Source organism: Flavobacterium granuli, from assembly GCF_031456055.1.
Classification (GTDB): domain Bacteria; phylum Bacteroidota; class Bacteroidia; order Flavobacteriales; family Flavobacteriaceae; genus Flavobacterium; species Flavobacterium granuli_A.
Window position 1 is genome coordinate 305,920 of record NZ_JAVDTX010000005.1, and the last position, 18,806, is coordinate 324,725.

Annotated in this window: 17 protein-coding genes; 11 read left to right on the top strand and 6 right to left on the bottom strand. The window is 34.5% G+C overall.

The features are described 5' to 3' along the window. Positions 1-66: 66 nt before the first annotated feature. Complete coding sequence (glyA, locus tag J2W95_RS12265) at positions 67-1,341, bottom strand: serine hydroxymethyltransferase (protein ID WP_310007384.1); 1,275 nt, start codon at positions 1,339-1,341, stop codon at positions 67-69. Positions 1,342-1,448: 107 nt separating this feature from the next. On the opposite strand from glyA, the gene fahA reads away from it, so the two are divergent. Together fahA and J2W95_RS12275 are read left to right on the top strand one after the other, a co-directional pair. Continuing rightward, positions 1,449-2,732 carry a fumarylacetoacetase gene (fahA, locus tag J2W95_RS12270; RefSeq protein ID WP_310007386.1) on the top strand — a complete coding sequence of 428 codons (1,284 nt, stop codon included), beginning with the start codon at positions 1,449-1,451 and terminating at the stop codon, positions 2,730-2,732. 140 nt (positions 2,733-2,872) lie between these two features. Further along, entirely contained in the window at positions 2,873-4,057 is a 1,185-nt protein-coding gene (locus J2W95_RS12275; protein ID WP_310007388.1) for a hypothetical protein, read from the top strand. 113 nt (positions 4,058-4,170) lie between these two features. Here J2W95_RS12275 and J2W95_RS12280 read toward each other — a convergent pair whose 3' ends face one another. The 5 genes from J2W95_RS12280 to J2W95_RS12300 all read right to left on the bottom strand — a co-directional run bounded on the left by J2W95_RS12280 (position 4,171) and on the right by J2W95_RS12300 (position 9,381). Then, positions 4,171-5,349: a porin gene (locus J2W95_RS12280; protein WP_310007390.1), complete on the bottom strand. Its 1,179-nt coding sequence runs from the start codon at positions 5,347-5,349 to the stop codon at positions 4,171-4,173. A 240-nt stretch (positions 5,350-5,589) separates the two neighbouring features. Continuing rightward, positions 5,590-6,021 (bottom strand): hypothetical protein, encoded by a 432-nt coding sequence (locus J2W95_RS12285; protein ID WP_310007392.1) that lies wholly within the window; start codon positions 6,019-6,021, stop codon positions 5,590-5,592. A 76-nt stretch (positions 6,022-6,097) separates the two neighbouring features. Continuing rightward, a complete protein-coding gene (locus J2W95_RS12290) occupies positions 6,098-6,574 on the bottom strand; it encodes a nuclear transport factor 2 family protein (protein ID WP_310007393.1) in 477 nt (158 codons plus the stop codon). A 220-nt stretch (positions 6,575-6,794) separates the two neighbouring features. Next, a complete protein-coding gene (locus J2W95_RS12295) occupies positions 6,795-8,699 on the bottom strand; it encodes an ORC-CDC6 family AAA ATPase (RefSeq protein ID WP_310007395.1) in 1,905 nt (634 codons plus the stop codon). A 439-nt stretch (positions 8,700-9,138) separates the two neighbouring features. Continuing rightward, positions 9,139-9,381, bottom strand: coding sequence for a hypothetical protein (locus J2W95_RS12300; RefSeq protein WP_310007397.1), 243 nt, complete (start codon positions 9,379-9,381; stop codon positions 9,139-9,141). A 204-nt stretch (positions 9,382-9,585) separates the two neighbouring features. On the opposite strand from J2W95_RS12300, the gene J2W95_RS12305 reads away from it, so the two are divergent. The 9 genes from J2W95_RS12305 to J2W95_RS12345 all read left to right on the top strand — a co-directional run bounded on the left by J2W95_RS12305 (position 9,586) and on the right by J2W95_RS12345 (position 18,805). After that, entirely contained in the window at positions 9,586-10,209 is a 624-nt protein-coding gene (locus J2W95_RS12305) for a GNAT family N-acetyltransferase (RefSeq protein ID WP_077370710.1), read from the top strand. A 78-nt stretch (positions 10,210-10,287) separates the two neighbouring features. Then, positions 10,288-11,481 (top strand): argininosuccinate synthase, encoded by a 1,194-nt coding sequence (locus J2W95_RS12310; protein WP_310007400.1) that lies wholly within the window; start codon positions 10,288-10,290, stop codon positions 11,479-11,481. Then, complete coding sequence (gene argC, locus J2W95_RS12315; RefSeq protein ID WP_310007401.1) at positions 11,474-12,451, top strand: N-acetyl-gamma-glutamyl-phosphate reductase; 978 nt, start codon at positions 11,474-11,476, stop codon at positions 12,449-12,451. Before J2W95_RS12310 ends, argC begins: the two co-directional genes overlap by 8 nt. A gap of 88 nt (positions 12,452-12,539) precedes the next feature. Then, entirely contained in the window at positions 12,540-13,679 is a 1,140-nt protein-coding gene (locus tag J2W95_RS12320; RefSeq protein ID WP_310007404.1) for an aspartate aminotransferase family protein, read from the top strand. Positions 13,680-13,793: 114 nt separating this feature from the next. Then, positions 13,794-14,990 carry a glutamate-5-semialdehyde dehydrogenase gene (locus J2W95_RS12325; RefSeq protein ID WP_310007405.1) on the top strand — a complete coding sequence of 399 codons (1,197 nt, stop codon included), beginning with the start codon at positions 13,794-13,796 and terminating at the stop codon, positions 14,988-14,990. 105 nt (positions 14,991-15,095) lie between these two features. Next, complete coding sequence (proB, locus tag J2W95_RS12330; protein WP_310007407.1) at positions 15,096-15,857, top strand: glutamate 5-kinase; 762 nt, start codon at positions 15,096-15,098, stop codon at positions 15,855-15,857. A gap of 59 nt (positions 15,858-15,916) precedes the next feature. Then, the gene (locus tag J2W95_RS12335; RefSeq protein WP_310007408.1) at positions 15,917-16,870 is read left to right on the top strand and encodes an N-acetylornithine carbamoyltransferase; all 954 of its coding nucleotides are present in this window, start codon (positions 15,917-15,919) and stop codon (positions 16,868-16,870) included. An 83-nt stretch (positions 16,871-16,953) separates the two neighbouring features. After that, complete coding sequence (gene argB / locus J2W95_RS12340; protein ID WP_310007409.1) at positions 16,954-17,730, top strand: acetylglutamate kinase; 777 nt, start codon at positions 16,954-16,956, stop codon at positions 17,728-17,730. 4 nt (positions 17,731-17,734) lie between these two features. Further along, the gene (locus tag J2W95_RS12345; RefSeq protein ID WP_310007410.1) at positions 17,735-18,805 is read left to right on the top strand and encodes a M20 family metallo-hydrolase; all 1,071 of its coding nucleotides are present in this window, start codon (positions 17,735-17,737) and stop codon (positions 18,803-18,805) included. The last annotated feature ends 1 nt before the right edge of the window (position 18,806 follow it).

Genomic DNA, 18,806 nt, shown 5'->3' on the forward strand with positions numbered 1-18,806 from the left:
AGCAAAAATCGAAAGTCAAAAATTAGAACTTTTGACTTTCGATTTTAAAAACTTTGAAGCTTATTATTAGAAAACGAAAATAGCTCTTTCGCTCATCATTTCGTTTACTTCATTGGCCACTTCTTCGATAACATCTTCGTTAGTATGATCTACCAAAACTCTGTCAATCAAATCAACGATAGTTTCCATATCTTCTTCAACAAGACCACGAGTAGTGATTGCTGCAGTTCCCACACGGATCCCTGAAGTTACAAATGGAGATTTATCATCAAATGGAACCATGTTTTTATTTACGGTGATTTCAGCTTTTACCAAAGCATTTTCAGCCTCTTTTCCAGAAATTCCTTTGTTTCTAAGGTCAATCAACATCATGTGATTGTCTGTTCCTCCAGAAATAATATTGTATCCTCTTTTTACAAAAGCTTCAGCCATAGCATTAGCATTTTTTTGCAATTGCATCGCATAAGTAAAGAACTCATCTTTTAATGCTTCACCAAAAGCTACTGCTTTGGCAGCAATAATATGCATTAATGGTCCACCTTGATTTCCAGGAAAAACAGCAAGATCTAACAATGCAGACATCATTCTGATTTCTCCTTTTGGTGTAGTTAATCCCCAAGGATTTTCAAAATCTTTACCCATCATGATCAAACCTCCACGTGGTCCACGCAATGTTTTGTGAGTTGTTGTTGTAACGATGTGACAGTGAGGAATTGGGTCATTCATCAATCCTTTGGCGATAAGCCCAGCTGGATGAGAAATATCAGCCATCAAAATAGCACCAACACTATCAGCAATTACTCTAAAACGCTCAAAATCCATATCACGAGAGTAAGCCGAAGCACCTGCGATGATTAATTTTGGTTGTTCTTTAGTAGCAATTTCTTGAATTTTATCATAATCCAAACGACCAGTTTCTTGATCCACACCATAAAAAACAGGATTGTACAAACGTCCAGAAAAGTTTACTGGCGAACCGTGAGTTAAGTGTCCTCCGTGAGATAAATCGAAACCTAATATTTTGTCACCTGGTTTTAAGCAAGCAAAAAACACAGCTGTATTCGCTTGTGAACCTGAGTGAGGTTGTACGTTTGCATACTCAGCACCAAATAATTCTTTAGCTCTGTCGATAGCAATTTGTTCCACTACATCAACTACTTCACATCCTCCGTAGTATCTTTTGCCAGGATATCCTTCGGCATATTTATTAGTTAAAACAGATCCAGCTGCTTCCATTACTTCGTCACTTACAAAGTTTTCAGAAGCAATAAGTTCTAGTCCGTGAATTTGTCTGTCTTGTTCTTCAAGAATGAGGTCAAAAATTTGTTCGTCGCGTTGCATTTCTTTGATTTTCGTTAATTTGTCGCAAAAATACAAAAAAACGTTTGTTTAACCCTTAGATTATAATATATTTGACAAGTAATTTTCAACAAATAATTAACATTATCATGCCAATAACAGCCAACGACACTAGTAGAAAATCATGGTTAGAAGTACTAACAGACAGTGACTTCCCTATCCAAAACATTCCATTTGGAGTTTTTCTTACCAAAGAAAATATCGTTACAGTAGGTTCTAGAATTGGTGATTTTGCAATCGATTTGGGTGCATTACAACAATTAAATTACTTTGAAGGAATCGAATTGACAGACGATATGTTCATGCAAGATACCTTAAATGATTTTATATCAGATGGCCAAAAAACATGGAGATTGGTACGAAATAGAATTGCCGAAATTTTTGACGCAACAAATCCCGAATTAAGAGACAACGCAGAACATAGAGATATAGTGATTTTTAGAATGGAAGATGTTGAAATGCAACTTCCTGTATTAATTGGTGATTACACTGATTTCTATTCAAGCAGAGAACACGCAACTAATGTTGGGAAAATGTTTCGCGACCCAGAAAATGCTTTATTACCAAACTGGTTACACATTCCGGTAGGATACCATGGAAGAAGTTCTTCCATTATTCCATCAGGGATTCCTGTACACAGACCAATGGGACAAACCTTGCCGAATGGCGAAACTATGCCCGTTTTTGGTGCTTCTCGTTTAGTTGATTTCGAACTAGAGACTGCTTTTATTACTACCGATTGCAACATCATGGGGGAAAACATTCCTATCAGCGAAGTTGAAGATTATATTTTCGGAATGGTTTTACTGAATGACTGGAGTGCCCGCGATATTCAAAAATGGGAGTATGTGCCACTAGGGCCATTCTTAGCCAAAAACTTTGCTACTTCAATTTCTCCTTGGATCATCACAATGGATGCTTTGGAACCTTTTAAAACCAAAGGACCTAAACAAGAACCAACTCCTTTCCCTTATTTACAGCAAAAAGGAAAACACTCATTCGATATTAATCTTGAAGTAGCCATTGCTCCAGAAAATGCTGAGCCAACGGTTGTTTCCAGAACTAATTTCAAATATATGTATTGGACTATGAGCCAGCAACTGGCGCACCATACATCAAATGGTTGTCGTGTTAACTCGGGTGACATGATGGGTTCAGGAACGATTTCCGGTCCTACACCAGACAGTTATGGATCGATGCTTGAAATAACTTGGGGTGGTAAAAACCCAATTAAATTAAGTGACGGCACCGAACGAAAATTTATAAATGATGGCGATACCGTAATTATTAAAGGACATAGCCAAAACGGACAGGTTCGTATTGGTTTTGGAGAATGCTCCAGTAAACTCCTTCCTCCCTTTGTAAGACAATAGCCTAACAACTTTTATATCAACCGACAAATTTACATTTGTCGGTTTTTTTTTGAAATATTTTTAGCAAAATCCACTAAAGGAATATTAGATTTGCAAAAATATTTTAGCAAACGATTGACATAATTCATTACCCCCATAAAATGAAAAAAATTACTCTAATAATTGCTTTTTTTGCACTAATTACCTCTTGTGGTGTAAAACAAACCCAAAACAATTTGGCTTCCGGAAATTATGACGCCGCTATTGACATTGCGCTTTCCAATTTACGTTCCAATAAAGACAAAAAAGGAAAACAAGACTATATCTATTTACTCGAAGAGGCTTTCGCCAAAGTCAAAGAACGAGATTTGAACACTATTTCATTTTTGAAAAAAGAAAACAATCCTAGTAATTTGGAGAAAATATACAATACTTATTTGGCTTTGCATGACCGTCAAGAGAAAATCAAACCATTGCTTCCGCTAAAATTAATCAAAGAGGAAAGAAATGCTATTTTCCCTTTTGACGATTATAATGATCCGATTATTAGCAGTAAAAATGCTTTATCCAATCATTTATATACCAATGCAAAAGCTTTGATGCTAACCAAAGACAAAATGAATTACCGCAAAGTTTATGATGATTTAATCTATTTGGACAAAATAAATCATAATTACAAGGATGTTGCCGATATTATGGAAGAGGCCCAGATGAAAGGGACTGATTATGTAATTGTATCGACCAAAAACGAAACCAATATGATTATTCCTGAGCAACTTCAAAATGATTTATTGGATTTTCAAAGTTATAAATTGAATGACAAATGGACTATTTATCATTCTTCCAAACAAAAAGACACTTACTACGATTATGGAATGCTTATCAATTTCAGATCGATATTAATTTCTCCTGAACAAATAAAAGAAAGAGAATTCACAAAAGAACGTCAAGTGGTTGATGGGAAAAGAAAACAAGTTGACGTTAATGGAAAAATTGTTTTGGACAGACAAGGAAAGCCAATAATGATAGACAATCTAATTAATACTACAGTAAAAATCAACGAAGTTAGACAGTTCAAATCATGTCAAATTACTGCCAAAGTCGATTATATTGATAATAAAACTAACCAATCATTAGGCTCTTTTCCAATTACAAGTGAGTTTGTCTTTGAAAATATTTTTGCCTCTTACAAAGGCGATCCTCGTGCTGCCGATGACAACTACAATCCAAATTTTTACAATAAATCTGTACCTTTTCCTTCCAGCGAACAAATGGTTTATGATACTAGCGAAAATTTAAAAGAAAAAATCACTACGGTTATTAATAATAACCAGTTTAGAAAATAAGATTCTTACTATAACCAAAAAGCAACTCAATTTAGAGTTGCTTTTTTTTTATCTTAAAATTAACCGTAAAGCTTTGCAAAATGTTTCTTTCAGTTAAACAAACATTCGTCTTTTTACAATACCAATAGGGGTGCAATTATACCAAAACTAAGCTGCCCCGTTGTCCCATCCGTAACTCCAAAATTGTTTTGTGCATAAGTAGAATAATTGTTTTTCTTAGCCACATAACCCGCATAAAACTTAATATTTATATCCGAAAAAGGGGAATATTCCACCGTTGGGATAATACCATAAGAAGTCAATAAATAACTGTCTTTACCAGAATCAGGATTACCATTCCAATAAGAATTGTCATTCATGAGCGTAAGCAAAAGATTTACTTTTGGGCGAATCTGATATTCTGCTCTTATCCAGTTTTCGACATAGGAAACATCTTGTGCCGCATATGCGTACTTGCTTTTGATAATATTTGTCACCACACATTTTTGATCCAAATCCTCTTTGCTATATTGAAAATCATAAAACAACACCAATTTCTTGTTTTTGTATTTATTCCCTAGAGAAATGAAATTTCGGTTGGCATTGTTGGCATCCATAAAATAACTGTAGCTATAAGTCGTTTCCAGCTTTCCGCCAAAAAAGCAGCCTTTCCAATTCCCAACTGCCGCCAAAGGTGTTTCTGTAGCCGTAATTCCCGGAGGTACTGTAGCTCCAAATTGATCTTGAAACGTTTTGGTTCTGGAATTCAACAATTGAAAATTAAACTTATTTTTATGATCCGTTAATGCATACGAAAACGCGGCACCTGCCAAAAAATTCTCATTATAATTGTTAATCGTATTATAGGATAAAATTTCGATTGGATTCGACAAAAGTTCATAACCACCCCAATCCCCTATTATTTTCCCAAAAGAAAATTTTGTATGAGGAGTCAAATCAAACGTTAAATAAGCGATATCAACCGAACGGCTGATATTATCCACGGTATTAGGGTCAGCAATTTTTGTGTATCTGTTTCGGAATCGAAAAAACACTTTGTCGTGGATTTTTCCTTTCACTTCAAATCGCAATTGATTCAAAGAAAAAACGGAATTGACGTGGTCGTTATCAACAAAATAATTATCAAAAGCCATACGAGTATTAAAAATAACATCGACGTCTTTTAAAAGGGATAATTTTGAATTTGGTATTATTGGCGGATACGCTGTATTTCCTTCCTGAGTTTGTTTTTGTCCAAAAGAAAAAATGGGCAATAAAATAAGAACAAAATAAACAAAGCTTTTTTTAATCATGATAAGTTTCCTAAATTACTCAGCCTCTCTCAGGCTAATGGAATACAAATTTAGGCACACAAAACCACTCAAATATTGACTTTTATCATATTTGGAGGACTAATTTTATCTAAAAAAAATGTTTAAAATTATCAAACGATATAGTTGATAAATCGTTTTTAGATTATTTTTTTGGAAGAACTTTTACTCAGAAGCAACCATTAAACATTACAAAGGTTTCTAAATCATTTCGAGGTTTTATCAATACATTTCTGGTGTCAATGTGATTTTAAACAACTCTTTTTCATTGCCATCCTTGTAGTAATAAATCACTGTAGAACCATTGTCTCTAAAAGCTTCAAGACTTGGGTTCGTTTTGGAACTAGCCAATATTTCTGTTTCTACAGACTTTTTCAAAGCCTCTACATCAATGCTTTCTTTTTGAACACGCACCAGTGTGAAATCGTATTGTATCGTATTATGCGGCAATGTATTTACACTCTCCATGCGGATATCGTTACTAATCATCATGGGGCAAGCGTTGTTGTAATTTGTTACCAATGTCGTTAACTCTTTTCCTACTGATTTATTTTTGGAATAATAATATGGCACTACAGTAACCAAAGCAATAACAACAACTATTTTAGCTATTTTCCGAATAAGAACTTTCTTTTTTGTTTGCTTTTCTTCCATAACAAATGGATAATTTATTTTTTCTTGAATTTATCTTTTTAAACACTAAGATACATAATTATAAACCGCAAGACTATTATTGATGATCAAAACTCAAAACTTCTTTAAGTATCCATTCCTTATTTTCGAGTAAGTAAACATGAGTAAATCTTGCAGTAGCTGTATGTCTATCTTCCTTGTTGGGTTCTCTGATATAAAAATCATGGATTCCACTTTGAACAACTCCATAGAGAACACCATCATTATGCAACGGAAAAACTTCCAACGATTCTCTTCTAACTTTGCGTATTGGTTTTTTATTACTGTCGGAGCAAAGATTTTGTTTGGTCCTTTCCAAAAACGTCTTTTTATCTTGAATTCCACCTTGGTCATGATAAAACACAAGATCCTTGTGTATCATTTTTTCCATATAAGCGAAGTCACATCGATTAAAACATCTCTCAAAAAACACGCTATCATGTTTCTGTAAAGTCAAAAACAATTCAGAGTTTTTTGACACTTGCGCAAACGCAAAATTCACTGATATGAAGAATAAAATTAGTAGTGTTCTCATGTTTTAATCTTTATAATTTAGGATAGCTTTGAAACTTTTTTTAGTTATTTCTAAACACTCGTGCTCACAAAACTTAGAACACTATCAAACCAGCTTAATTCTTTTAAAAAAAAATTAAATTTAAAACATTCTGGGACTTATCTTCGGTTTTAAGTTTAATCTATTTTAAAATGATACGTAGTTTTAATATGACTTAAGCTTCAATAAACAAAACTTTTAATTATTCGCCATAATAATAATTTTTTCCATTTTTTAATTCAATAAAAACATCTCCTTTTGGAGCTAAAACCCTAGAACACCACCCAGAAACCTTTTGTCTATTACATCCAACTGAATTTGCAATTTCTACAGCCGACATATTATCTTCTATCCCTAACATGGCGATCAGGCCTAAAATTTTCACTTCAACTTCAGCAAAATTTCCGTCAGTGATTTCAAATTCTTGATGGATAATTTCATCTAATTTAGAATCATCCTCAAAACATCTTTTTACTTTTGCATGTGAAACTTCTTTCTCTTGATAAATTTTACCGCATTTAGGACATTTATAACTTATCAATTGCTCATTAGTAAAATAACCATCAAAATCAGAAAGAACATCATCATAAATGAATCTAATACCTGTATACTGATCTTTCGATTCAGCATATTTGATGTTTAAATCTTGACAAATATCATAATCTATAGAATAAAGATTATAATTTCCTCCATATTTTGACGATCGACTTTCTTCCAACAAATGAACAATGAAATTCTCTTTAAAAACATTCAAATAATGATTCCTTTTTGGATCAATCAATAAATGACTTGCGGGTCTATCGGGGTGCTTATCTTTTTCTTGCAAAGCTTTACCAATTAATGCATTCCACATGTCGTTATAAAACCCAGGTATTAATTTTCTTTTTACAGCCCCCTCATATTGCTTAAAATAAGTCTTTCTTGCAGCCCTTATTCCATAATTTACTTCAGACAATCCAATTGCGTTGTTTCCTATTTCAGCTTGCTTCCAAGCATTTTGTAGAATTAGGCCAATAGTCCGAGTAACACCTATAGATTCTCTTGCAATTCTAGAAATAATTTCATTTTTATTAGCTTTTAGAATTTCTTCAAAACTCAAACCAACCTCATAAGCCTTAAATCTTTTTTCAACTAATTCATGAATTAATTCCTCGAATTTTTTTAATGCAGGACTCAATCCTCCAAGTCTCTCAACATGTTCATTTAAATCCAACGGAATATGAAAAATGTCTCGTCCTATAATAATGTTATTTCCAAAATCGAATCTATCGGTAATAACTCCAATTTTGATAAATAAGTTGGTTTTAGATCCTAAAAAGCTTTTAATTATGCTAGATAAATGATTTTGTGATTCGCTATTTAAATCGGAATATTCATCAAGAAATAGATATACATAATCAATTTTTGCCTTTTTAATTATGTCTTTAATTTTGTTTAAAAATTCCTGAATATTTAGCCCTTGGGTTTGATTGTAACTTTTAGTTTGTTCGAGACCAGATTTATCTGAAATTTGCCCAGTCAAACTTAACTTCTCAGGAGATATTTCAAAGCCTAGGCTATCACTTTGCTCTGAACTCATTTTTTCTGTTGCCGATATGCTTTTAGATTTAGAAATTGTAACACCCTCAATTAAAAGTTTCTCAATAATATCCAAATCATCTAATGCAGCATTTTCTTTTTTAAACACAAGTAAAAACTTTTCATCTAAAACAGCCTCTATTTGTCGCTTTAAAGAATCAATAAGTTGCCGAACAAAATGTATTTCTAAAAGAGCTAAGTTGTTCTTTTCAAAAAGATCATTGCAATTACTAAGATCAATATATAATGGAAGTATTTTCTCTTCATAAAAATAATCAGACGCTTCATTCTTTTTAAGCGTTTTTAGGCACTCAAAATAACCTTTAAGTAAAGCTGTTGTTTTACCAGTTCCTCGTCTTCCAGAAATAAAATTATCTTGCTTTTGAAGTATACTGGAAATTGTATTAAAGGGGTCTACATAATAATCATTTAACAAATTAAGATCTTTAATTCTGTCAATAGATAAATAATCCGCACGTAAGATTGAATCAAATGCATCTTTAATTTTTATTTTAGTTTTATTTTCCATCTATATTATAATATTATTTAGCTTAGTATTATGAATAAAATAAATCTTCAATTATCTACTATTTAGTTTGTAGGTATATATCTAAAATAGTTTCAACTTTATTCACTTTTCCAAATATACCCAATATCACTTACAAATGTGAAAAAGAACATTTATTTTCATGCTCACATTACCCTTATTAAAACAAAATCTCTCGTTTTCCTTAAAGCTGTCTCGCGTGAGGGATTACCTCACTATACATTTATTTTCATAGGAGTTTAGTGAATTTCATTTGAAGCAAGCTACCGAAGTAGCGCGAATAGCCCGACCCCGTTGAGCGAAGGGGCTATATAAGCGGCACTACAAATAAGCCCCTTCACTCAACGGGGACACGCCCAAAATATTTTGAAAACCAATTTTGAATCCAGGCTACCCGCCTCTTGAAAAAGAAAAAATAACACTAGAAAACAGTCATTTGAATTGAAATTTTCTTTTTTATTACAAAAATAACCCGATTTGTTAAAAATTTGACTTTTACAAAAAAATTAGCATTTGATTTAAAAAAGAATTGTACTTTTGCACCAATGAAAAATACAGAAACATATAAAACAATTATCTCTCGGATAATTACACCTACGACTTCTCCCGAAGTACGGATGCTATAACTATAGCCTCCATAGTGTAATCGTATTATATTATTCATTTCTTATTTTTATCGTTTTGAAATTATTTCCATTTTTATTTGGATTAATACATCCTAAAAAAATTACCAAACAAATTTTATCTATCTGTAATTCAATTATTTGGATTGTTCTTTACTGCATTTATTCTATATTTGATAGTGCAAAACTAAAACATTTCAAACTTCATTACAGTACATTATTTAACCTAAAATATAACTCTTGAAATGAACATTTCTATTGTAGTAACTCAGGAAGAACATTATAAGTATGCGCAGGAAATATGCGATACGATAGAATCATCTGCCCTATTGAGAGGTACTGGAATTGCCAAAAGAACGCCGGAATACATCCAAAAAAAGATGGAGAAGGGAGATGCTGTAATTGCACTTAACAACGGAATTTTTGCTGGTTTTTGCTATATCGAAAGTTGGCAACATGGTCAGTTTGTGGCACACTCCGGTTTGATTGTACATCCTGATTATAGAAACTTGGGATTGGCCAAACAAATAAAATCGTTTGTATTTGACTATTCGTTGCAAAAATATCCTGAAGCCAAAGTTTTCGGAATCACAACCGGTTTGGCTGTAATGAAAATCAACTCGGATTTGGGGTACAAACCTGTTCCGTTTTCTGAACTTACGAATGATCCAAGTTTTTGGAAAGGGTGTCAAACCTGTACCAATTATGACATATTAAAAAGTAAAGATTACAAAATGTGTTTGTGTACTGGAATGCTTTATGACCCGGCCGAAAAGCCGAAAGACCCGCCAAAACATCCTTTTAATGTGAGGGTACTTAATAGATTAACAGCAATTAAAAAAGCACTTTTCTTGACAAAATTATTTTAGAGAAAATTTAAAAAATTATAACATACAAACAACTCGCAGCTAATAGCCAAAAGCTAATAGCCAAAAGCCTAGAAAATTATGAAAAAAGTAGTATTAGCATATAGTGGAGGATTGGACACATCATACTGTCTAAAATATTTGAAAAACGAAAAAGGATATGAAGTTCACACGGTATTAATCAATACAGGTGGCTTTGACGACGCCGAACTTAAAGCTATCGAAGACAGAGCTTACGAGTTAGGAAGCGCAAAACACGCTAATCTTACCATTTTAGACAAATATTACGATAAAGCGATAAAATATTTGATTTATGGAAATGTATTAAAAAACAATACTTATCCATTATCAGTAAGTGCTGAGCGTGTTTTTCAAGCTATTGAAGCCATAAAATATGCTAAATCTGTTGGAGCAACTGCTATCGCTCACGGAAGTACTGGTGCTGGAAATGACCAAATTCGTTTTGATTTAATTTTCCAAACAATCGCTCCCGAAATTGAAATCATCACTCCTATTCGCGACTTGAAACTTTCAAGACAAGAAGAGGTTGATTATTTAGCAAAAAACGGAGTTCACTATTCTTGGGAAAAAGCACAATACTCAATCAACAAAGGACTTTGGGGAACTAGCGTTGGAGGAAAAGAAACTTTGACTTCTGGTCAGCCATTGCCAAGCGAAGCTTACCCATCGCAATTGCAAAAAACAGGTGAAGAGAAAGTGACTTTGGAATTCAAAAAAGGGGAATTGGTTGCCGTAAATGGTGTAGCTGACAAACCTTCAAACAATATTGTTGTTTTAGAAAAATTAGCAAATGCTTATGCAATTGGTAGAGATATTCACGTGGGTGACACGATTATCGGTATCAAAGGAAGAGTTGGTTTTGAAGCTGCTGCTCCTTTAATCATCATCAAAGCGCACCATTTACTGGAGAAACATACTCTTGGAAAATGGCAACAATACTGGAAAGAACAACTAGGAAACTGGTACGGAATGTTATTTCACGAAGGTCAATTCCTTGATCCTGTAATGAGAAACATCGAGACTTTCTTGGAGGACACTCAAAAAACCGTAAACGGAACGGTAACTGTTTCTTTGAAACCATACCACTTCTCATTAGACGGAATTGAGTCTGCAAATGATTTGATGAATACTGGTTTTGGCCAATACGGAGAAATGAACAATGCTTGGACATCTGACGATGCAAAAGGATTTATTAAAATTTTAGGGAATGCACAAAACATATTTTCATCTGTAAACAACGAAACTTATGATTAATGTTGGAATAATTGGAGGTTCAGGATATACGGCGGGAGAACTCATCAGAATATTGATGTTCCATCCCAATGCAAAACTTGATTTTGTATACAGTACAACTAACGCTGGCAAACCGCTTTCGGTGGCGCACCACGATTTGTTGGGCGATATCGAAATGAACTTTACCGATACCGTAAATCCTAATGTAAATGTGGTTTTTTTGTGTTTGGGACACGGGAAATCAAAAACATTTTTGACCGAAAATCAGTTTGCAAGCCATACCAAAATCATTGATTTAGGAAATGATTTCAGATTGCACAAAGACGAAGTTTTTGACGGTAAAAAATTCATTTACGGCTTACCTGAATTGAACAAAGCGGCGATTAAAAACGCTCAGTTCATTGCCAATCCTGGTTGTTTTGCCACCGCAATTCAGTTGGCTTTATTGCCTTTGGCGGAAGCCAAATTATTGAACAGCGACGTACATATCAACGCTACAACAGGGAGTACCGGTGCTGGAGTTGGATTATCTGAGACTTCTCATTTTAGTTGGAGAAACAACAATATGTCGCATTACAAAGCTTTTGAACACCAACATTTAGGCGAGATTTCAGAAAGCTTGCACCAATTGCAGAATGATTTCACAAACGAATTGCTTTTCATTCCGAACAGAGGGGATTTCCCAAGAGGAATTTTTGCGACATTATACACTAATTGTAACGAAAGCTTGGAGGATGTTGTAGCAAAATACGAAGCATTCTATAAAAACCAACCTTTTGTAACCATTACCACAACTGGCATCAATATGAAACAAGTGGTTCAGACAAATAAATGTATTATTAGTTTAATGAAAAAAGGAAACCGGATTTTGATTACTTCGGTAATCGATAATTTAGTCAAAGGCGCCTCGGGACAAGCCATTCAAAACATGAATTTGATGTTTGGATTGGAAGAAACTACAGGATTGCATTTGAAACCATCTGGATTTTAGAAAAGTTTAATCGGTGAATCGTTTAATTGTTTAAACGAATTAACGATTAAACGAATTAAACGAATTAAACAATTAAACAACAACAAAAATGAACTTATTTGACGTTTACCCATTATACCCTATCACGCCTGTAAAAGCAGTAGATTGCACCATTACAGACGACAAAGGAATCGAATATTTAGACTTATACTCTGGTCACGGAGTAATTTCCATCGGTCATACCCAACCGGATTATGTGGCCAAAGTGAAAGAACAATTGGATAATTTGAGTTTTTACTCGAATGCCATTCAGAATCCTTTGCAAGTAGAATTAGCAGAGAAATTAGGAAAAGCTTCTGGCTTGACAGATTTCAGTTTGTTTTTATGTAGTTCTGGAGCTGAAGCCAATGAAAATGCTTTGAAAGTAGCTTCTTTTCACACCAATAAATCAAGAGTAATTGCTTTTGACAATTCCTTTCACGGAAGAACATCGGCGGCTGTTGCTGTTACCGATAACAAAAAAATTGTAGCGCCATTAAACGCACAACAAGTCGTTACTTTCTTACCATTGAACCAAATTGATTTGGTAGAAACCGAATTGAAAAAAGGAGACGTTTGTGCGGTTATCATCGAACCTATACAAGGTGTGGGTGGATTAGACCAAGGAACAACTGATTTTTTTCAGGCTTTAGAAAAAATTTGCGCTGCAAATGATGTCGTTTTAATTTTAGACGAAGTACAATCAGGTTACGGAAGAAGTGGAAAGTTTTTTGCTTTTCAACACCACGGAATCAATCCTGATATTGTAACTACAGCTAAAGGAATGGGGAACGGTTTCCCGATTGGAGGAGTTTTAATTTCACCAAAATTCAAAGCGAGTTACGGATTATTAGGGACTACTTTTGGTGGAAGTCATTTGGCTTGTGCTGCAGGTATTGCCGTTTTGGATGTGATGGAAGATAAAAAACTAATTGAGAACACAAACAAAGTATCTGAATACTTTTTTGAAGCCATCAAAGCCATTCCTGAAATCACAAAAGTAAAAGGAAAAGGATTGATGCTTGGCGTTGAATTTGATTTTGACGTGAGCGCCTTGAGAAAGAAAATGATTATTGAAAAACATATTTTCACGGGTGGAGCCAACAATAAAAACTTATTGAGAATCCTTCCTCCATTAACAATTACAACAGCTGCAATTGATACATTTATAGTTGCACTGAAAGAAAGCTTGGCTGAATTAAAAGCATAATTTTTAAATAAACCTTTGTCAAAGCTCAAAACTTTGACAAAGGTTTATAAACATATTAAGCAAAAGTTTATTCTTTTTTTAAAAGCATAAACGCTAACCAATAACCAAAAACCAATGAGCCATTTATTATCCATAGAAAAAAGAAACGCAGTTCTGAATCGAATGGCCGTCCTTTTAGAACAAGAAAGAGACAACATTAAAGCGATTAATCAACAGGATTTAAATAATTATTCTGGAGAGGATTTGGCTATGGAAAAACGTTTATTAGTTGATGATGCCAAAATTGATGGAATGATTTTGTCAATGCAACAATTGGCTAGCCAAGAAGATCCTGTCGGGCAAATCCGATTTGATTTTACTCACGAAAACGGAATGAAAGTAACCAATAAAACAGCTGCTTTCGGAACCATTATGATCATTTACGAATCCCGACCTGATGTAACCGTTGAAGCGGGAGGAATTGCATTCAAATCCGGAAATAAAATCTTATTGAAAGGCGGAAAAGAATCTTTGTTGTCCAATTTGAAAATTGTTTCGCTTTGGCATCAAGCCTTAGAGGAAAATGAGATTGACACTAATTGGGTAGAATACTTGAATTACAACCGTGTCGAAACTCAAGCATTTTTAGAAAAACCAACACAAAAAGTCGATTTAATCGTGCCTCGTGGTGGAGAACAATTAATTGAATTTACTAAAAAACACGCCACTTGTCCTGTAATAGTAAGCGGACGAGGAAATAACTTTGTTTATGTAAATCAAGAAGCCGATTTAAAAAAAGCTCTTGACATTATCATCAACGGAAAAACAACAAATATTGGTGTTTGCAACGCCTTAGACAAGGTTTTGATCGACACTAAATTACCTAATTGGGAAGTTTTTGCAACGGAATTAGTAGCAGAATTAAAAAAATACAACGTAGAAATTTTAGGTGATGCCACTTTTGCAAATGCTACTCAGGTGCCTACAATTGAAAACGAGGAAATTTGGTATGAAGAATTTTTGAATTATAAAATTGTTATTGGAATCGTAAATTCTGATGAAGAAGCGATTGAAAAAATAAACAAATATTGTGGAGGACATTCAGCTTCGATCATCACTCAAAATGATGTTGTGGCACAAGAATTCATGGAGAATGTGGATTCAGCCGCAGTATATCAAAACGCCTCTACCCGATTCACCGATGGTGGTCAATTTGGATTAGGCGGAGAATTAGCAATCAGCACGGATAAACTGCACCAACGCGGCCCAATTGGATTACAGCATTTGGTCACTAACAAATGGTATGTGTATGGTGATGGACAGGTAAGATAAAAGATTGCAGGTTGAAGAATTTAGATTGCAGATTGTTATTTTCAGATTCAAAAAAAAAAAAACTTAGGATCTTAGTAACTCAGAACCTTAGAGACTTTAAAAAAAATGGCTAAAAAAAGAATATTACTAAAGTTAGGCAGCAACACCTTAACCAAAGAAACCAATCACATTTCGAGAGGAAAGATTGAGGATATTGGAATTCAAATTGCCGCTTTACAAGACAAATACGAGTTTATTATTGTTAGCTCAGGAGCGATTGCTGCGGCCAAACAATTTGTAAAACTGGAAAATCAAGATGAAGATGTTTTTGTAAAACAAGCTTTGGCATCAATTGGTCAGCCACATTTGATGCGGATTTACCACGAAAACTTCAGCGATTTGGGACTACTCACTTCACAATGTTTGTTGTCATATTCTGATTTTGAGAAAGAACAATCCAAAGTCAATATCGTAAATACCATCAATGTATTGGTAAAAAACAATTATATCCCAATTATCAATGAAAATGACACTGTGGCTACAGATGAGATTAAATTTGGGGACAACGATAAACTGGCGGCATTGGCAGCTGTTTTATTAAACGTTGATATTCTGATAATTGCAACTAACACCAACGGTATTTACATCAAATCGTCAATTCACGATGAAGTGCCGGAAACGATAGAACTAGTAACTGATTTATCGCTTTTGCAAAAAGAAATTGGTGACAACAAATCCTCTCACGGAACAGGTGGGATGCAATCCAAAATTGATTCGGCTGCCATAGCCAAAGCTGCGAATATCGAAACTTGGATTGTAAACGGACTCGAAGATAATTTTATGTTGAAGGCTTTAGCTAATGAAATTGCTTTCACAAAGATTGTGTAAAAATATTCTTTCGGTTAATCGATTGAACAAATAAACGAATAAACTAAACAAAATAAGCTATGAACTATACTTCTATCAAAGAAATAGACTCGCTCAAAAAATGGGTAAAAGAAGCCTTAAAAATCAAAAAAAATCCGCTTAAAAACAAGAAACTAGGAAAAAACAAAACCTTAGTAATGTTGTTTTTTAATTCTAGTTTGAGAACACGTTTAAGTACTCAAAAAGCAGCTATAAACTTAGGAATGAACGTTATGGTAATGAACTTCGGAAGCGAAGGCTGGACGCTTGAATATGAAGACGGAACTATCATGAACCAAGGCGCTTCGGAACACATTAAAGAAGCGGCCGAGGTAGTTTCTCAATATGCCGATATTATTGCAATCAGAGCTTTTGCAGGTTTGGTTGACAAAGAAAAAGACAATGCTGAAACGGTAATGAATGGTTTCTTGAAATATGCCACTGTGCCTATCCTAAATATGGAAAGTGCGACAGGACATCCGTTACAATCCCTTGCTGATGCTATCACAATGGAAGAAAACAAAACCAAACACAGACCAAAAGTAGTTTTGTCATGGGCTCCACACCCAAGAGCATTACCGCAAGCTGTACCCAATTCATTTGTGGAAATGATGCAATTGCAGACCGAAATGGATTTTGTAATTACACACCCAGAAGGCTACGAACTCAATCCGGAAATCACCAAAGATTCTAAAATCGAATACGATCAAGACAAAGCTTTTGAAAACGCCGATTTTATTTATGCCAAAAACTGGAGCAACTATAAAGAATATGGAAAAATCACCAATTCAGACCCAAATTGGACTATTACTGCCAACAAAATGAAACTGACCAACAATGCTAAATTTATGCATTGCTTGCCAGTAAGACGTAACGTAATTGTGACTGACGAAGTAATCGACAGCGAAAATTCGATTGTGATACAACAAGCCAATAACAGAACCTATTCGGCTCAATTGGTTTTACAGAAAATATTAAAAAAAGTTGCTAAATAGCTAATATTATGAGTTACTAAGAAGCCAAAAACTTAAAAAATCAGAAACTTAGAATCTTAGCATCTCAGAAACTTTATACAAAAATGACTAAATTATCTATCATAAAAATTGGTGGTAACATCATCGACAATCCAACTGAATTAAAACAGTTTTTGACTGATTTTTCTAAAATTGAAGGATATAAAGTACTCGTTCACGGTGGCGGAAAATCGGCCACCAAAATGGCGCAAAGTATCGGATTAGTTCCTCAAATGATTGATGGGCGTCGTATTACAGATGCACCAATGCTGGATGTGGTTGTGATGATTTATGCAGGTGAAATCAATAAAACTGTAGTTGCTCAATTGCAGGCCAATAATACCAACGCAGTTGGATTTTCGGGTGCAGACGGAAATTTGATTTTATCAACAAAAAGAAATCACCCAACAATTGATTATGGTTTTGTGGGCGATGTACAAAAAGTGAATACTCCTTTATTGGAAACATTACTAAAAAGCGGGATAACGCCTGTATTTTGTGCCATCACACACGATGGAAAAGGACAATTATTGAATACAAATGCCGATACAATTGCCAGTGAATTGGCTATTGCATTATCTGAAGTGTTTGAAGTTACTTTGACCTATTGCTTCGAAAAACCAGGTGTTTTGTACGATGCTGACGATGACAGTTCTGTAATCGAACAAATCAATCACGAATTGTACGCCAAATTAAAAGCAGAAAAAGCTATACATTCTGGGATGATTCCTAAATTAGATAGCTGTTTCAACAGCTTGTCCAAAGGCGTCCAGAAAATAAAAATTGGACACCATAGGATGTTGCAAAATGCTGAAGTTGTCTATACAAGTATTGAATTATAAAAAAATGAAAAACATAGAAACCCTAACACAAGAAGCCATCGCGTTATTGAAATCGCTGATTGAAACTCCTTCCTTTTCAAGTGAAGAAGATCAAACGGCGCTTTTAATCGAAAATTGGTTTACTCAAAATAATATTCCGTTCGAGAGGGAAAACAATAATATTTGGGCTTATAATCAACATTTTGACAAATCCAAACCTACACTATTACTAAACTCGCACCACGATACCGTAAAACCAAATCAGGGATACACCAATGACCCGTTCAAAGCGATCGAAAAAGATGGTAAATTATTTGGTCTTGGAAGCAACGATGCTGGAGGATGTCTGGTTTCATTAATCGCAACGTTCACACATTTTTATGCCACTGAAAACCTATCACATAATATTGTAATTGTTGCTTCCGCAGAAGAAGAAAGCAGCGGTAAAATTGGCCTCAACAGTGTTTTAAAACATTTACCAGAATTAGAATGTGCTATCGTTGGGGAACCTACTTTAATGCAATTGGCTGTGGCCGAAAAAGGATTATTAGTATTGGATGTTGTTGTAAAAGGTACAGCAAGTCACGCTGCACACAACAATCCTGATAACCCAATTTACAATGCAATGCCCGTAATTGATTGGTTCAAAACCTATCAGTTCGAAAAAATATCTGAGGTTTTAGGTCCAGTAAAAATGACCGTAACTCAAGTTACAGCAGGAAAACAACACAACGTAGTTCCGGCTGAATGTCACTTGGTGGTTGATATTCGAGTGACTGATTGTTACAACAATACCGAAATTTTAGAAACCGTAAAATCTAATATTAACGCCGAAGTTACACCACGTTCGATGCACTTGAACGCCTCATCCATTCCCGTTTCACACGGTTTGGTACAAGCCGGAATCGCATTGGGAAGAACGACCTACGGCTCGCCTACCCTTTCGGATCAGTCGGTTTTGAGCTGTCAGTCCTTGAAACTTGGACCTGGGGAATCCCTGCGGTCGCATTCAGCTGACGAATTTATATTTGTAAACGAAATTGAAGAAGGAATCCAATTATATATCAAAATACTGGAAGACTTTTTAAAGAACTAAA

Excerpts from the sequence above, each read along its gene's own strand:
- J2W95_RS12285 (WP_310007392.1), bottom strand. The coding sequence starts at position 6,021 with ATGGAAGAAAAGCAAACAAAAAAGAAAGTTCTTATTCGGAAAATAGCT.
- J2W95_RS12300 (WP_310007397.1), bottom strand. The coding sequence starts at position 9,381 with ATGAATAATATAATACGATTACACTATGGAGGCTATAGTTATAGCATC.
- J2W95_RS12310 (WP_310007400.1), top strand. The coding sequence starts at position 10,288 with ATGAAAAAAGTAGTATTAGCATATAGTGGAGGATTGGACACATCATAC.
- J2W95_RS12320 (WP_310007404.1), top strand. The coding sequence starts at position 12,540 with ATGAACTTATTTGACGTTTACCCATTATACCCTATCACGCCTGTAAAA.
- glyA (WP_310007384.1), bottom strand. The coding sequence starts at position 1,341 with ATGCAACGCGACGAACAAATTTTTGACCTCATTCTTGAAGAACAAGAC.
- J2W95_RS12295 (WP_310007395.1), bottom strand. The coding sequence starts at position 8,699 with ATGGAAAATAAAACTAAAATAAAAATTAAAGATGCATTTGATTCAATC.
- argC (WP_310007401.1), top strand. The coding sequence starts at position 11,474 with ATGATTAATGTTGGAATAATTGGAGGTTCAGGATATACGGCGGGAGAA.
- proB (WP_310007407.1), top strand. The coding sequence starts at position 15,096 with ATGGCTAAAAAAAGAATATTACTAAAGTTAGGCAGCAACACCTTAACC.
- J2W95_RS12325 (WP_310007405.1), top strand. The coding sequence starts at position 13,794 with ATGAGCCATTTATTATCCATAGAAAAAAGAAACGCAGTTCTGAATCGA.
- J2W95_RS12290 (WP_310007393.1), bottom strand. The coding sequence starts at position 6,574 with ATGAGAACACTACTAATTTTATTCTTCATATCAGTGAATTTTGCGTTT.
- J2W95_RS12305 (WP_077370710.1), top strand. The coding sequence starts at position 9,586 with ATGAACATTTCTATTGTAGTAACTCAGGAAGAACATTATAAGTATGCG.
- J2W95_RS12345 (WP_310007410.1), top strand. The coding sequence starts at position 17,735 with ATGAAAAACATAGAAACCCTAACACAAGAAGCCATCGCGTTATTGAAA.
- argB (WP_310007409.1), top strand. The coding sequence starts at position 16,954 with ATGACTAAATTATCTATCATAAAAATTGGTGGTAACATCATCGACAAT.
- J2W95_RS12275 (WP_310007388.1), top strand. The coding sequence starts at position 2,873 with ATGAAAAAAATTACTCTAATAATTGCTTTTTTTGCACTAATTACCTCT.
- J2W95_RS12335 (WP_310007408.1), top strand. The coding sequence starts at position 15,917 with ATGAACTATACTTCTATCAAAGAAATAGACTCGCTCAAAAAATGGGTA.
- fahA (WP_310007386.1), top strand. The coding sequence starts at position 1,449 with ATGCCAATAACAGCCAACGACACTAGTAGAAAATCATGGTTAGAAGTA.
- J2W95_RS12280 (WP_310007390.1), bottom strand. The coding sequence starts at position 5,349 with ATGATTAAAAAAAGCTTTGTTTATTTTGTTCTTATTTTATTGCCCATT.